This window comes from Xylanimonas allomyrinae, from assembly GCF_004135345.1.
Classification (GTDB): domain Bacteria; phylum Actinomycetota; class Actinomycetes; order Actinomycetales; family Cellulomonadaceae; genus Xylanimonas; species Xylanimonas allomyrinae.
Map to the genome: position 1 here is coordinate 1,908,854 of NZ_CP035495.1, position 14,258 is coordinate 1,923,111.

At 72.8% G+C, this 14,258-nt stretch carries 13 protein-coding genes and 1 pseudogene; 5 read left to right on the forward strand and 9 right to left on the reverse strand.

Annotation, left to right across the window (positions count from 1 at the left end):
* The first annotated feature begins 193 nt into the window (after nucleotides 1–193).
* Together ET495_RS08750 and ET495_RS18625 are read left to right on the forward strand one after the other, a co-directional pair.
* The gene (locus ET495_RS08750; protein WP_129204308.1) at nucleotides 194–658 is read left to right on the forward strand and encodes a hypothetical protein; all 465 of its coding nucleotides are present in this window, start codon (nucleotides 194–196) and stop codon (nucleotides 656–658) included.
* A gap of 211 nt (nucleotides 659–869) precedes the next feature.
* A pseudogene (locus ET495_RS18625) lies at nucleotides 870–1,061 on the forward strand (ISL3 family transposase); the annotation flags it as partial.
* 126 nt (nucleotides 1,062–1,187) lie between these two features.
* On the opposite strand, the gene ET495_RS08755 reads toward ET495_RS18625, so the two are convergent.
* The 4 genes from ET495_RS08755 to ET495_RS08770 form a co-directional block, all read right to left on the reverse strand.
* On the reverse strand, nucleotides 1,188–1,700 hold the full coding sequence (locus ET495_RS08755) for a DUF6912 family protein (RefSeq protein ID WP_129204310.1): 513 nt from the start codon (nucleotides 1,698–1,700) through the stop codon (nucleotides 1,188–1,190).
* 27 nt (nucleotides 1,701–1,727) lie between these two features.
* Entirely contained in the window at nucleotides 1,728–3,086 is a 1,359-nt protein-coding gene (locus ET495_RS08760; protein WP_245992983.1) for a glycoside-pentoside-hexuronide (GPH):cation symporter, read from the reverse strand.
* Nucleotides 3,087–3,364: 278 nt separating this feature from the next.
* Complete coding sequence (locus ET495_RS08765; protein WP_129204314.1) at nucleotides 3,365–4,660, reverse strand: hypothetical protein; 1,296 nt, start codon at nucleotides 4,658–4,660, stop codon at nucleotides 3,365–3,367.
* Nucleotides 4,660–5,316 (reverse strand): CpaB family protein, encoded by a 657-nt coding sequence (locus ET495_RS08770; RefSeq protein ID WP_129204316.1) that lies wholly within the window; start codon nucleotides 5,314–5,316, stop codon nucleotides 4,660–4,662. Before ET495_RS08770 ends, ET495_RS08765 begins: the two co-directional genes overlap by 1 nt.
* 131 nt (nucleotides 5,317–5,447) lie before the next feature.
* Between ET495_RS08770 and ET495_RS08775 the strand changes: the two genes are divergently transcribed.
* Nucleotides 5,448–5,657: a helix-turn-helix domain-containing protein gene (locus ET495_RS08775; RefSeq protein ID WP_129204318.1), complete on the forward strand. Its 210-nt coding sequence runs from the start codon at nucleotides 5,448–5,450 to the stop codon at nucleotides 5,655–5,657.
* 13 nt (nucleotides 5,658–5,670) lie between these two features.
* Here the strand turns inward: ET495_RS08775 and ET495_RS08780 are convergent, their stop codons facing one another.
* Nucleotides 5,671–6,207 (reverse strand): hypothetical protein, encoded by a 537-nt coding sequence (locus ET495_RS08780; protein ID WP_245992984.1) that lies wholly within the window; start codon nucleotides 6,205–6,207, stop codon nucleotides 5,671–5,673.
* Nucleotides 6,208–6,390: 183 nt separating this feature from the next.
* Between ET495_RS08780 and ET495_RS08785 the strand changes: the two genes are divergently transcribed.
* Both ET495_RS08785 and ET495_RS18110 read left to right on the forward strand, forming a co-directional pair.
* Nucleotides 6,391–7,335: a LysM peptidoglycan-binding domain-containing protein gene (locus ET495_RS08785; RefSeq protein WP_129204320.1), complete on the forward strand. Its 945-nt coding sequence runs from the start codon at nucleotides 6,391–6,393 to the stop codon at nucleotides 7,333–7,335.
* A 37-nt stretch (nucleotides 7,336–7,372) separates the two neighbouring features.
* On the forward strand, nucleotides 7,373–7,915 hold the full coding sequence (locus ET495_RS18110) for an Rv3235 family protein (RefSeq protein WP_211340811.1): 543 nt from the start codon (nucleotides 7,373–7,375) through the stop codon (nucleotides 7,913–7,915).
* Between the two features lie 212 nt (nucleotides 7,916–8,127).
* On the opposite strand, the gene secA is transcribed toward ET495_RS18110, so the two are convergent.
* The 4 genes from secA to ET495_RS08810 form a co-directional block, all read right to left on the reverse strand.
* Nucleotides 8,128–11,076, reverse strand: coding sequence for a preprotein translocase subunit SecA (secA, locus tag ET495_RS08795; protein ID WP_129204322.1), 2,949 nt, complete (start codon nucleotides 11,074–11,076; stop codon nucleotides 8,128–8,130).
* An 8-nt stretch (nucleotides 11,077–11,084) separates the two neighbouring features.
* Nucleotides 11,085–12,551, reverse strand: coding sequence for a winged helix-turn-helix domain-containing protein (locus tag ET495_RS08800; protein WP_245992985.1), 1,467 nt, complete (start codon nucleotides 12,549–12,551; stop codon nucleotides 11,085–11,087).
* Nucleotides 12,552–12,598: 47 nt separating this feature from the next.
* Nucleotides 12,599–13,252, reverse strand: a complete 654-nt coding sequence (gene hpf, locus ET495_RS08805) for a ribosome hibernation-promoting factor, HPF/YfiA family (protein WP_129204326.1) — start codon at nucleotides 13,250–13,252, stop codon at nucleotides 12,599–12,601.
* A gap of 193 nt (nucleotides 13,253–13,445) precedes the next feature.
* A complete protein-coding gene (locus tag ET495_RS08810) occupies nucleotides 13,446–14,201 on the reverse strand; it encodes a ComF family protein (protein WP_129204328.1) in 756 nt (251 codons plus the stop codon).
* Nucleotides 14,202–14,258 lie beyond the last annotated feature (57 nt).

Consider the following 14,258-nt stretch of genomic DNA (forward strand, 5'->3'; position numbering starts at 1 on the left):
GGTCTGCCGTGCGACCGTCTTAGGGCGGTGGGGTTACAGGCGGGCAGCAGCACGTACATTTCGGTGATGGTTCTGCACTCAACATTGACGGAACATGGAAGCATGGTGGAGGAGTGCTGACAATGGCTCGGGAACAGTGGCTGCGCGCGAATGGGTGGGAAGTTCCGTAGTGTGTGCGACGCTAGAAGCATGGTTGTCGGTCGCGAAGAAGCGCCTTCGCGACGGTGATCTCGAGTTTTACTTTGACTCGTGTCATATCGACGAGGTCGGTATTCAGTGGTTGGCAATCCGAGACGTTCCGCGCCTTGTTGCCCGCGTTCTCCGCGCGCAAGTGGGCATCGATCCCGGAATGCGGCTCGCGGTTGCCATCCCACTGGAGGAGTCTGTGGAGCCGTACTGCACACCGCCTAGTTTCGACTCTCTAGAAGCGGATGAGTTCGAACCTCCGTCTGTTTATCTCTTCGACGCTAGGCATTTTCAACTGCCGAACGATGACACCGAGCGGGTTAGGCTGCGCTACAGCGGGAACCCTTGGGGGGCAGATTCAGAGAGTGTGTCTGTTGAACTGGTCAGTTGGCGCGACAGCCGTGGACGCAGTCTCGACTGGCCCTACTCAAACACGTTGTGGATCTGGATGGGCAGCAAGCAAAAGGTGTGACTTCACCACGATGGCGTACGACGGGGTCGGGAACCTGACCTCGAAGAAGTAGAGACGATTTGCGGTTCATCCCAGGTGAGCGTGTAGTCGGGTCGCTGGTGGCGGGGCTGGTGTCGGCGCGTCGGTGACCGGGTAGGGGTCGAGGCCTTCCGAAGATGGGGGTTCTCACGCCAACCCATCCGAAAGACCTCGACGTGGACGAACCTACCTTTTGCCCCCTGACCTGACGGCGTTCTGCCGCCTCGACACGCTCGGCCTCGTGGTCGTCGCCCAGCACCTGAGCCCGGAGCGCACGACGCTCGTGTGTCGGGTCGTGCGACGTGATGAGGACCGGTTCTGCAAGCGGTGCGGCGCCGAGGGCGGAGCACGGGACACCGTCACTCGGCGGTTGGCGCACGTCCCCAACACCCTCGAGGCACCTCAGGCCGCTACGCTCGGCCCGGCCGCGCAATCACCGACAAGCGTGTCCAAGATCCAGGGGCAAGGCCCCTAGGCCGCGAGCGCCCGGCCGGGGCGGGCTGCGGGCGCGCTACGCGCGCGGGATCGCCCGCAGCTCCTCGGGCGCGTACCAGAGCAGGTCCCGGTCGGTCACGCGCTGGATCGCGTCGTCGAGCACCGCCTCGGCCTCCGGCGCGTCGCTCGCTGCCGCGTCCAGCACCTCCGCGACGTCCGCGGCCGCCTCGGGCTCGTCGACGTGCACCGCCACGACCTTCGTGCCCGGCAGGCTGCGCGTCACGGTCACCTGGGACGCCGGGCTCCCCTCACCGGGACCGGCCGCGACGGCGTCGTCGGGCACCTCGACGGTGACCACGACGCGCAGCCGGACGCCGTCGGGCGCCCCGGCGATGCGCAGCAGCGAGTCGTGCGCGGCGGCGAGGAACGCGAGCCACTCCCGGCCCTCGTCGTCCTCGTCGGGCAGCGAGGACGCGAGCGCCGCCGTCACCGCGTGGGCCGGCCCGCCCGGAACGGTCCAGGTGGCGGCGGAGGCGGTGACGACGGCGGCGTCCAGCTCGTCGAGCGTGGCAGGCACGTAGAGGCGCATGCCTCGATTGTGCAGGAGCGTGGCCCGTCAGGCCGTCGCGGGCGTTCCCGCGGCGCGCTGCTCGATCTCGGCGTTCATCTGCGTGAGGCGCTCGTCGGTCAGGTCGTAACGGCTGATGATGACCATCGCGACGACCAGCAGCACCGCGGGGATGACGGAGACCAGCCACAGGATGCCGTGCGTGGCCGCGTCCGACTGGGTCCCGGCGTCCGAGCGGTAGCCCGTCAGCGACAGGACGACGCCCGGCACCACGCCTCCCAGGGCCATGCCGGCCTTGAAGAAGATGCCGGTCAGGGCGTTGACGATGCCCGAGATGCGCCGGCCCGTGCGCCACTCGCCGTAGGAGACGACCTCGGGGATGAGCGACCACATGTAGCCGGTGGCGACGATGACGCCCGTCGAGCGGACGAACTGTGCGGCCATGACCAGGCCCACGTGCTCGGCCGGGTCGGGGATGAGGTAGAGCATCGCCAGCCCGAGGATCGCGACCCCGAGGAACCCGAGGAACAGCGGCTTCTTGCCCACCCAGCGCTTGATGCGCGGCACGAGCGGCAGGAACACGAACGCAGGCAGCACGCCCAGCGCGTTGAACCACTGCACCGAGTCCTCGGCGCGCACGACGTCGTTCATGTAGTACGCGGCCCCGGCGTTGCCGACCGACATCATGGCGAACGCCGTGATGAAGAAGAACGCGACGACGCGCAGCGGCCGGTTGCGCCGGAACTCGGTCACCAGGTCGCTGACGCGTACCTGCTCGGCGGTGGCGTCGTCCATGACGACGCGCTCCTTGGTCTGCGTGAACGTGAAGATCAGCACGGCCAGGCCGACGACGGCGTAGATCGCCATTGTGGTCAGCCACCCGCCCGCGGAGGCGGGCGTGTCCCAGTGGCCGTCGGCGGAGAAGAGGCGCACGAGCACCGGCACGCCGAACGCGACGGCGAGCCCGCCGATGTTCGCGAGGAACATGCGGGTCGTGGTGAGCACCGAGATCTCGTCGTTGTCGCGCGTGAGCGAGGAGTTCAGCGCGCCGTAGGGCACGTTGAGCAACGTGTAGAGCATCGACAGGCCCACGTAGGTGACGTACGCGTACAGCAGCGAGCCCGACATGCCCGTCCAGAAGACCAGCACCGCGAGCGCCGACAGGGGGATGCCCGCGAGCACGAGGTAGCCGCGGTACCGGCCCCACGGGGTCGAGCGCTTGTCGACCATGGTGCCCACGATCGGGTCCCAGACCACGTCGATGAGGCGCACCGCGAGGAACATCGTCGCGGCCGCGGCCGCGGACAGCCCGAAGACCTCCGTGTAGAAGAACAGCAGGTACGTCGAGACGGTGTTGTAGATGAGGTTCTGGGCCAGGTCGCCCGACCCGAATCCGATGCGCTGCATCCAGGTCAAGTGATAGAAGCCGTGCTCCTCACCCGGCTTCTGGCGCCCCGAAGCGTCGCCCCCTGGCCCCTGGAGCCTGAGAGCGCTTCCAGCGCTGTCGATGGTCGCCGTCATGGCTGTGCCCTCTCACCGTCGTCGGATTCGCCGCCCGGGGCTGCGGAGCGTCTCGCGGCGCGCGCAGGCAACCCGGACAGGGTGCGCCCCGCAGGCGCCGCACGACAAATCGGCACGCGCCACTGTGGCGAAGGCCACGCCCCCGCTCGGGTCGTCGGCGGCGCTCAGGCCACGGCCCGCCGCAGGCGGTCGGCCACCTCGGCGAACGCCGTCCGCACCGGTGAGCCGGGCGCGTGCTCGGCCAGGCTGCGCCCGGCGAGCAGCGCTCCGTCGACCGCCGGGTCGTCGGGGACGACGACGACGTCGTCGACCCCGGCGTAGCGGGCCATGGCCTCGCGCACGGCCGCTTCGGGACGCGGCCCGACGGCGGCCGCGCGCGCACGGTTGACGACGACGACCGCGGGGGTGGGTACCGGCACGGGCGCCTCGCGCAGCTCCTCGAGGGCCTGCACGAGCCGTTGCACGCCGACAGGGTCGGCGCCACCCACCACGACGACGTCGTCGGCCGCGGCCAGCGCAGCCAGGGTGGCGGCGTTGCGCTGCGGCGCGTGCGTGTCGTACATGAGCAGCTCGTCGGCCTCGATGGGCGAGGCGGTGTCCACGACCGTCCACTCGGCCAGCCGGCGCGCCTGCTCGATCACGACCTCGAGGGCCGAGGCCGGAGCCTCGGGCCACCGGGCCGCGCGCGTCAGGCCCGTGAGCACCCGCAGCCGGGGTGCGACGACCGGGGTCAGGCGTGCGAGCGCGACGACGTCGAGCACACCCTGCCCGGCAGCCCGGCACGCGGCGGCCAGCCCTGGTGCGTCGTCGAGCAGCCCGAGGCGCATCGCCAGCGACGAGCCGTAGGTGTCGGCGTCGACGAGCAGCGTCTCGCCGCCTGCGTCGTCCGCAGGGCGCCCGCGGCCGGGGCCCGGCCGGCGTCCGGCGCGCGGCGGGCCGGACGCGAGCCCCGCGAGCCGGGCCGCGATCTCGAGCGCCGCGGTGGTGCGGCCGGGAGCGCCTCCCGGACCCCACACCGCGACGACGCGTCCCCGTGCGCCGTCGTCGGCCGGAGGCTCGGCGCCCGGATCGGCCGGCGCGGGATCGGCCATCGCGCCGCCCGCCCCTGCCGCCTCGCGTACGGCATCGGCCACGGCACCTTCCAAGGCGGCGGCCGTGGCGTCCAGGACGACGTCGGCCCCGAGCGCGCGCAGCCGCTCTCGGCCGTGCCCGTCGTCGAGCGCGACGACGCGCACCCCGGCGGCGTGCAGCCTCGCGACCGCCTCGCGGTCGAGGCCCGGAAGATCGCCCGAGACGACGGCGACCGTGCCGGCGCCGGCCGCGGCGGCCGCCAGCAGCTCGACGACGTCGCCGCAGCGGCGTGTCACGGTCGCCGTCGAGCCCGGCGCCCCGAGCGCGAGCACCACGTGCGTCTCGGCCGCGCCGCGCACGGCCGACAGGACGGTGACCTCGGCCGCCATCAGGCGTCGGCTCCGGCGACCGGCACGACGTCGACGGAACCGTCGGCCCCGAGCGCCGCGAGCAGGCCCGGGAGGTCGGCGGTGGGGACCAGCACGTGCAGCGTCGTCGAGGAGCCGACGACGAGCTGCGTCCCGGCGTCGTCGACCTGCTCGACCAGGACCCCCTCGACGACCGCCCGCGGGTCGGGGGCGGGCGCGTCCGACCCGGGAGCCGCGTCGGGCACGAACCACACGTCGACCACGCTGCCCTTGCGGACGCGCGCGGACAGCGCGCCGTCGACCGGGACCGCGACCGAACGCAGGTCGAGTCCCGCGGCCTCGCCCAGGGCGGAGCGCGCGACGAGCTCACCGTCGCCGACGGCGCGCGTGACGACGAGCCCGTCGGGCAGGGGCCGGTCCGCGGGCAGGTAGCGGTCGGCACGGTCGCCCAGGCGCACGTCCACGACTCGCAGGGCACCGGGCGTCAGCCTCTCGCCCGGGGTGAGCGCTCCGGCGGCTGCCCACACGGGAACGGTGCGCGACGCCGAGGACACGGCCCACGACCCCAGCGCGACGGAGAGCGCGACCAGGACGATGCCCACGACCAGGCGCGGGTCGCGCCAGGACGGCCGGCGCAGGCGGGGCGCCACGGGGGCGGGAAGTGTCGGGGAGCTCATGGGCGTTCCTTCGTGCTGGTGGTGGGTCGTGTGTCGGTCGACGACATCATCGGTCGTCTACCGTCGCTCAGTGATGGCTGTTGTGGACAAACGTGGTGTGCTGTCGGCACGTGCTGTGCCAGACTGACCGCATGGCCGCCCGATTCCTCTCCCTCGCCGACGTCGAGGAGATGCTCGCGATCTCGTCCCGTCAGGCGTATGCGCTTGTCCGCAGCGGCGAGCTTCCCGCGATCCAGATCGGCGGCAAGGGCGTGTGGCGGGTCGAGGCGACCGAGCTCGAGGCCTACATCGCGCGGCAGTACGCGCGCACGCGTGCGCGGCTCGACTCCGGCCAGATCTGAGCTCACGCCTGACTCACCCGAAGGACGGCGGCGAAGGGGACCGTACGCACGCCGACCGGTGACCGGTCCGTCTCCTCCAGGTCGAGGTGGTCCCCGCCGACGCGCGCCAGCCTCCCGGCCGCCTGCCCCCGGCCGTCCGCACGACGACGCGGGCCCGGTCACGCTGGAGCCCGCGCAGCACGGTGCCCAGCCCGAGCGCGTCGGTGCGCGCCGTCGACGGAACGACGTGCCTGGTCAGACCGGTCACCGACGCGACGGCCGCGAGCGGGACGAGGTGTTCGACCACGCCGCTCGGGCCACGGCCCTCCAGCAGGACCCACGCCGTCGCGACCCGCCGGAGCACGCCCTGGACATGCTCGCCGTCGAGCAGGGTCAGCGCGACCGGCCTGCCGACCACGGCGCGCAGCCGATCGGCGAGGGTCATCGACGCGTGCTCGGCGCGCGTCAGCTCGGCGATCTCGCCGTCCCGCACGACCTGCGCGTGCGCCTCGAACTGCGACTCGAGATCGGCGAAGAGCAGGTCCCATCGTGCGGACCTCGATGCGGTCATCGTCTTCCTTCCGGCATCCGGCATCGGGTGACAGCCCGCGACGCCGCCGCACAGGGTGCCACGGATCGCCGGTCATCCGGGAATCGGCTCGTCCGGCAGGCCTGGACATCGATGACACGGTGTGGTTCTCTTTCGCCCCTGAGGGTCATCCAACGCCATCAAACGTCATCATCGGAGGCTTACGTGAACCATCAACGGCTCACCGGCACCGGGCGACTGCTCGGCCTCGGCGCCGGCCTCGGGGCCGCTGCCATCGCCCTGACGGCCCGTCTCGTCGAGATCGCCCCGCAGGCCGGCTCGCCCGCCGCCCGGGTCGAGGACTGGGTCGAGGTCACCGTCGTCGGTGCCGCCGCGGTCGCGGCCGCGTGGGTCGCCGTCGGCGCGCTGCTCGGGCTCGCCGTCGTCGCCGCCTCCAGGGCGGGCCTGCGCTGGCGCACCGGTGAGGCGGCGATCCAGCGGCTCGCTCCGGGAATCGTCCGCCGGCTCGTGCGCGCGGGGCTCGGCGTCGGCGTCGGCGCGTCGCTCGCCCTCACCCCGGCCACCGCGTTCGCGGCGCCGGACGCGGGCACCGACCCCGCCATCACCGCCGAGAGCAGCCGAGCGGCCGAGGCGCCGACCACGCCCGTGGCACCGCCCGGGACGACTCCCGAGACCGCCGACGCGCACCTGGGCGTCGACCTCGCGTGGCAGCCGACGATCGCTCCGGAGCCCACCGCTCCGGCGCAGGCCGCGCAGGCCGCGCCGACCCCCCGTGACGCGGCAGACGTGGCCCCGGCCACGCCCCAGCCCGCCGCGACGGCCACGACGCCCGCGACGCCCGCCGGACCGCTGCCGACGGCCGGCCCCGCGGCAGCAGAACAACGGACTGACTGGCCGCAGGATGCGGCTCGCACCCCCGACCCCGCCCCGGCGCTCCCGGCTGCGCCGAGCGCCACGCACGACGACGGGACGGTCGTCGTGCTGCGCGGCGACACCCTGTGGGCCATCGCCGCACGCGCCCTCGGCGGCCACCCGACCGACGGGCAGATCCTCGCGGCGACACTGCGCTGGCACGAGGCCAACCGGAGCGTCATCGGCGACGATCCCGACCTCGTCCGCCCGGGACAGATCCTCGTCCCGCCCTCCTGACCCGACGCCCGAGCCACGACCCACCCTGGAGGCCGCGATGTCCAGCACCGTCGACCACGACCCGACACCCGCCACCCGCGCCGTGACCGTGCGCGCCGTGCCCCCACGCCCCGGCATGCCTCCGCAAGCCCCCACGCACCCGCCGCGAGTGCGCAAGGTGCACCTCGGGCGCGAGAGCACGACCGAGCGGAAGGCCGTCGACGACCTTGCCGAGGCGAGGCCCGTCGTCGAGCAGGCCGCTCCACCGCTCCCGGACCCGACCGCGATGTGCTGCTCGGTGGTACGCGCCGCCGTCGAGGTGCTGCGCGGCGAGCGCTCCGCGGTACAGCTCGCCCGCTGGGTCACACCGGCAGTGCTCGACCAGCTCACCGAACGTGCACGCCTGCTGCGCGAGGCCCCGGCTCAGGTGCCGTCGGGCCGGCGACCGGCCCAGGTGCGGCGCGTCCGCGTGGACCGCCGTAACGAGACCGCAGCGGAAGTCACGGTGATCGTCGAGGACAACGGCCGCGTCCGCGCGGCCGCGGCCCGCCTGGAGGCCCGCCGCGGCCAGTGGCGTGTCGCAGTCCTGGAGCTCGGCTAGCTACCGGCCCGCCCCGTCGGCCGGCCGTCGACCCGCGCCCCGCAGTCCAGGGCGACGGACGCGACCACGGGCGCTGGCCGGGGTTCCTCGATCGATCCGCCAGCCGACGGCATCGCCGCGTGCCGTCGCCGTCGGCCACGAGAACGAGAGGTGCCCCTGACACTGTCGATGCAGGTCAGGGGCACCTCCGTGGTGCACGCCTCGTCAGCTGGTCAGCCCTCGTTCAGGCCGTGGCACACCTTGTACTTCTTGCCCGAACCACACGGGCACTGCGCGTTGCGCGGGGTGCCGGGGAAGGTGCGGCCGTCCGCCTCGGCGGCCTGGGCCTCCCCGTGCAGCGCACGGCGCGAGCGACGGGTCGCATCCGTGGCGTCCGACGACGCCGAGACGCCAGTGCTGGACTCGCTCGGCCCGCTGAAGGACAGCGGGACCTGCGGGCCGCGGTCCTCCAGGCCCTTGCCCAGCAGGACCGGCGCCGCCGGCTTCGTCGCGCCCGGCGCCGAGGGAGCCGTGCCCGACGCGTCGGGTGCCTCCTCCGCGGCGGCCTCGGGCTGGGTCGAGGCGTCAGGAGCCGGCGCGGCCGGGGCGAGGTCCGGTGCCGACTGGGCGGCCGCCGCGGCGCCCGCCACGGTCACCGCCGGGGCAGCCTCGGCGGGGGCCTGCTGCACCTGGACCTCCAGGTTGTACAGGAACCCGACCGACTCCTCCTTGATCGCGTCGGTCATGGCCGAGAAGAGCTGGAAGCCCTCGCGCTGGTACTCCACGAGCGGGTCTCGCTGGGCCATCGCGCGCAGGCCGATGCCCTCCTTGAGGTAGTCCATCTCGTACAGGTGCTCGCGCCACTTGCGGTCGAGCACCGAGAGCACCACGCGCCGCTCCAGCTGGCGCATCCCCTGCTCACCGAGCAGCTCCTCGCGCGCCGAGTAGGCGACGACCGCGTCCGAGAGCAGCTCGTCGAGCACCATCTCGCGCGAGACGCGACCGATGCCGCCGGCCTCCTCGACGACGTCGTCGACCGTGATCGACACGGGGTAGACCGACTTGAGCGCCGTCCACAGCCCTTCGAGGTCCCACGACTCGGGCGCGCCATCGGAGGTGGCGCCGTCCACGTAGGCCGTGATGACGTCGGTGCGGAAGTGCGTGATCTGGTCGGCGAGGTCCTCGCCCTCCAACACGCGGCGCCGCTCGGAGTAGATGACCTCGCGCTGGCGCGACAGGACGTCGTCGTACTTCAGGACGTTCTTGCGGATCTCGAAGTTGCGGGCCTCGACCTGCGACTGCGCGGACTGGATGCCGCGCGTGACCATCTTCGACTCGAGCGGGACGTCGTCGGGGAACCCGGCGCGGTTCATCATCGACTCGGCCAGACCCGAGTTGAACAGGCGCATCAGGTCGTCCTGCATCGACAGGTAGAACCGGGACTCGCCCGGGTCGCCCTGACGGCCGGACCGGCCGCGCAGCTGGTTGTCGATGCGGCGCGACTCGTGCCGCTCGGTGCCCAGCACGTACAGGCCGCCGAGCCCGGTGACCTCGTCGTGCTCTGCCGCGACGGCCGCCTTGGCCTCCTCGAGGATGCCGGGCCACGCGTCCTCGTACTCCTCGGCGCGCTCGACGGCGTCGTACCCGCGCTCGGCCATCTTCTGCACCGCGAGAAACTCGGCGTTGCCGCCAAGCATGATGTCGGTACCACGGCCGGCCATGTTGGTCGCGACGGTGACGGCGCCCTTGCGGCCGGCCAGCGCCACGACGGACGCCTCCCGCTCGTGCTCCTTGGCGTTGAGCACCGAGTGCGGCACGCCCGCCTTGCGCAGCAGGCCCGACAGGTACTCCGACTTCTCGACGGACGTGGTGCCGACCAGGACGGGCTGGCCCTTGGCGTGCCGCTCGACGATGTCGGTGACGACGGCGGCGAACTTGCCCTCCTCGTTCTTGTAGACGAGGTCGGGCTGGTCGATGCGGATCATCGGGCGGTTCGTCGGGATCGGAACGACGCCGATCTTGTAGGTGCCCTGGAACTCGGCGGCCTCGGTCTCGGCCGTACCGGTCATGCCCGAGAGCTTGTCGTAGAGGCGGAAGTAGTTCTGGAGGGTGATCGTGGCGAGGGTCTGGTTCTCGGCCTTGATCGCGACGCCCTCCTTCGCCTCGATGGCCTGGTGCATGCCCTCGTTGTAGCGGCGGCCGGGGAGCATGCGCCCCGTGTGCTCGTCGACGATCATGACCTCGCCGTTCAGCACGACGTAGTCCTTGTCGCGCTTGAACAGCTCCTTGGCCTTGATCGCGTTGTTGAGGAACCCGATGAGCGGCGTGTTGAGCGACTCGTAGAGGTTGTCGATCCCGAGGTAGTCCTCGATCTTCGCGATCCCGGGCTCGAGGACGCCGACGGTGCGCTTCTTCTCGTCGACCTCGTAGTCGGCGCCCGCGTTGAGCCGGCGCACCACCTTGGAGAACTCCGTGTACCAGCGGTTGGCGTCGCCCGACGAGGGACCCGAGATGATGAGCGGGGTGCGGGCCTCGTCGATGAGGATCGAGTCGACCTCGTCGACGATGGCGAAGTGGTGGCCACGCTGCACCAGGTCGTCGGTCGACCACGCCATGTTGTCGCGCAGGTAGTCGAAGCCGAACTCGTTGTTGGTGCCGTACGTGATGTCGCACGCGTACTGCTCGCGGCGCTCGGCCGGCGTCTGGCCCGTGAGGATGACACCCGCGGTCATCCCGAGGAACCGGTAGACGCGGCCCATGAGCTCGCCCTGGTACTTGGCCAGGTAGTCGTTGGTGGTGACGACGTGGACGCCCTTGCCCTCCAGGGCGTTGAGGTAGGCGGCCGTGGTGGCGACGAGCGTCTTGCCCTCACCGGTCTTCATCTCGGCGATGTTGCCCAGGTGCAGGGCGGCGCCGCCCATGAGCTGCACGTCGAAGTGACGCTGGCCGAGCGTACGTCGTGCGGCCTCACGCACCGTGGCGAACGCTTCGGGCAGGAGGTCGTCGAGCGTCTCGCCGTGGGTGAGGCGCTCTTTGAACCGGGCGGTCTCCTCCCGGAGCTCCTCGTCGCTCATGTCCGTGAAGCCCTGCTCGAGGGCGTTGACCTGTTGGGCCAGCCCGTGCAGCTTCTTCAGGACCCGGCCCTCGCCGAGCCGGAGCACCTTCTCGAGGATCGCAGGCACGCGTTCTCCTATGTCATGTCGCGGACGCGACAGATCGCCGCTCCTTTGGTCACACCCTCGGCCATCCTAGGCCCGGCCCCCGGGACGTCGGCTCGGGTTCGCCCCTGGGAGAAACGATCGTCCCTCCCGTGTCGCACGTCGCGTCGCCACCTCGGCGCTCCGGCGTCAGCCACGGCCCAGCGCCCCCGCAAGCTCGGGAGCGAGGTCCCCGCCGGCGCGACGACGACGTCGGCGAGGCCCAGCCACCCCGCCATCGCCCGCAGCTCGGCGGCCAGCCGGTGCGCCGTCGCACCCCGGTCCCCCGGTGCCGCCGGCTCGCCGTGCGCGGACTGCACACGCAGGACTCCGCCCCCTGCCGCACGGCGATCGGCCTTGAGGTCGACGCGTGCCGTGATGTGCTCGCCCTCCAGGAACGGCAGCACGTAGTACCCGTGGACGCGTCTGGCCGCCGGGACGTAGATCTCGATGCGGTAGGTCGTGCCGAACAGCTCTTCGAGCCGGGTGCGCTCGAACACCAGCGGGTCGAACGGGCTCAGGAGCGCGGCACCGTCGGCGCGACGCGGCAGCGCGGCGTCGCGGTGCAGGTACCACGGGCCACGCAGGCCCTCGACCTCGACCGGCACGAGCACGCCGTCCTCGACGAGCTCGCGGACCGCGGCCGGGACGAGGGCGTTGGTGACCCCGCGCCTCAGCCGGAAGTAGTCACGCAGGTCGCGCAGCGTGGCGACGCCGTGGGCACGGGCGCCGACCTCGACCAGCCCGCGGATCGCCTCGGCGTCGGTCACGGGCGGCGCATCGAGCACGGAGCGCGGCAGTACGCGCTCGGGCAGGTCGTAGCGCCGCTCGAACTGTGCGGACCGCCCGGCCGAGACCACCTCGCCGGTGAAGAACAGGTGCTCGAGGACTCGCTTGGCCGCCGACCAGTTCCAGCCCCACTCGTCCGTGGCGGGCCTCCCGCCCGCACCGCCCTCGGCGAGCAGCGCGTGGACCTGCGCCGAGGTCACGGGGCCGCGCTCGGCGAGGATCGCGCGCACCGCCGCGAGCTCGGCGGGATGCCGCTCGGCCGCGGAGGCGATGCTGCCCCAGGCGTGGTCGCGGACCGCTCGCCGCCGCCATGCGAGCAGAGGCCACGTCTCGACGGGGACGAACGACGCCTCGTGCGCCCACGCCTCGACGAGCCTGCGCGGGGTGCGCGACGACAGCCGGTCGAGCAGCCCGACGTCGTAGGGCCCGAGCCGCGAGAACGCCGGCATGAGGTGGGCGCGCGCGAGCACGTTGACCGAGTCGATCTGCAGCAGGCCGAGGCGGCGCACGACCGCCGTCACCTGCCGCAGGCCAGGCCCGCTGCCACCGGTCCGCGCCCGGTGCAGGCCCTGCGCGGCGAGCGCCACGCGGCGGGCCTGCGCGCGCGACAGGCGGTCGGGTCGCGCCCGCGCGGGCGCGACCGGCGTGGAGACGACAGTGGCGGCGGTCACCGTTCCATGGTGCCCGCCGCCACCGACATCGGTCGCCGTGCTGCCGGTCAGGTCAGCTCGCTCACCGGAAGGAGGCCCTCGCACTGCTGGTCGAGCTGGACGACTCCGTACGTCCATCCCTTGCGCTTGTAGACCGCCGACGGCCGCGCCGACTCCTTGTCGATGAACAGGAAGAAGTCGTGGCCCACGAGCTCCATCTCGTAGATCGCGTCGTCAACCGTCAGCGGGTCCGCCGAGTGCAGCTTCTGACGGATCACCACGGGCGAGTCGCCAAGCTGGTGCTCGACGGCCTCGCCGTCGGCGACCAGCGAGGTGGACGGCTCGGCAGGCTCAGGCTCGACATCCTTCACCGCGTCGTAGGGGCGGACGTCCACGGGAGCGAGGACGTAGCTGCGGCGGTGGTCCTTGCGGCGGTCCCGGCTGCGGCGCAGCCGTTCGACCAGCTTGTCGATGGCGAGGTCGAGGGCGCCGTAGCGGTCGTCCGCCGCGGCCTCCGCGCGGATCACGGGTCCCTTGGCGCGCACGGTGAGCTCGACGCGCTCGCGCACGTCGGACAGCTTGGGGTTGTTCTCGTGCGTGACCTCGACGTCCACGCGCTGCGCGAGCGGCGCAAGCTGTGTGACCTTGGCGAGCTTGTCCTCCACGTGGCGGCGGAAACGCTCCGGCACCTCCGTGTGCCTTCCGGCGACAACGATCTCCATCGTGTAGCTCCCTTCTTCGGGAGGGCGCCCGCCCACGGGCGCCCGGTGTGGTTCGGCGGCATCCGGTCACCGGATGCCCGTGACGGCACCACCTCCAAGACGCGCCCGAACTCGGGCCAGCGGCTGACCGTGGGTGTGGTTGGCACCCTCGGTGAGACCCCAGGCTAGCCCCGGTCACGGCTCTGCAACAGCGCTACGGGGCGCGTGGCGCATGCAGATCCGCGAAGCGCCCCGGCGGCGGTGTCGCGGCCAGCACGAACGCGCCGACGACGTCCGCCCCCACCGCCTCCAGGCATCGCTCCGAGGCGGCGAGCGTCGCGCCCGTGGTGACGACGTCGTCGACCAGCAGGCAGGCAGGTGCGCCACCGCGACCCGTGCGCCGGCCCGCGGCCGCGAGCGCGCGGACGTCGGCCCTCACGGTCACGTTCGCCCCACGCGCCCTCGCGCCGAGCCCGACCTGGTCGGCCCCGCGACCCCGGCGCAGCGCGGGCGCGACGGCGCCGCCCACGGCCGCCGCGACCACGCGCGCGAGGGGCGCCAGGTGGTCACGCCCGCGGGCACGCCGCGAGGCGGGGCTCGACGGCGCCGGCACGACCAGCAGCGGACGGCGTCCGACGACGTCGTGCAGCGTGGGCGCAAGGCCCGCCGCGGCGCGGGCCGCGGCCCGCACCAGCACGGTGTCGAGGTCCGAGCGGGCGCGGTCCTTCCACGCGACCACGACCCCGCGCACAGGACCTTCGTAGCGGGTGAGCGCCCACACGGGCAGCGGGCCGACGCCGTCGACGCGGTCGAGCCGCGGCACGTCGCGCTCGACGCGGACCGGGTCCTGACCGAAGCTCTCGGCACACGGCCCGCACCACGGCACGTCGGTCGCGCCGCACCCGGGGCACTCGACAGGGACGACGACGCGGGCGAGCTCGCGCAGCAGCGCGACGACGGGGCTGGGCATGCACGCATCGTGGCGCCCCCGCGGCCCTCCCCGTGCGCCCTGTGGACAACCCGTCCG

Coding starts and splice junctions, on each gene's coding strand:
- ET495_RS08765 (WP_129204314.1), bottom strand. CDS start 4,660: ATGGCGGCCGAGGTCACCGTCCTGTCGGCCGTGCGCGGCGCGGCCGAG.
- ET495_RS08760 (WP_245992983.1), bottom strand. CDS start 3,086: ATGCAGCGCATCGGATTCGGGTCGGGCGACCTGGCCCAGAACCTCATC.
- ET495_RS08810 (WP_129204328.1), bottom strand. CDS start 14,201: ATGCCCAGCCCCGTCGTCGCGCTGCTGCGCGAGCTCGCCCGCGTCGTC.
- ET495_RS08780 (WP_245992984.1), bottom strand. CDS start 6,207: ATGACCGCATCGAGGTCCGCACGATGGGACCTGCTCTTCGCCGATCTC.
- ET495_RS08775 (WP_129204318.1), top strand. CDS start 5,448: ATGGCCGCCCGATTCCTCTCCCTCGCCGACGTCGAGGAGATGCTCGCG.
- hpf (WP_129204326.1), bottom strand. CDS start 13,252: ATGGAGATCGTTGTCGCCGGAAGGCACACGGAGGTGCCGGAGCGTTTC.
- ET495_RS08755 (WP_129204310.1), bottom strand. CDS start 1,700: ATGCGCCTCTACGTGCCTGCCACGCTCGACGAGCTGGACGCCGCCGTC.
- ET495_RS18110 (WP_211340811.1), top strand. CDS start 7,373: ATGTCCAGCACCGTCGACCACGACCCGACACCCGCCACCCGCGCCGTG.
- ET495_RS08770 (WP_129204316.1), bottom strand. CDS start 5,316: ATGAGCTCCCCGACACTTCCCGCCCCCGTGGCGCCCCGCCTGCGCCGG.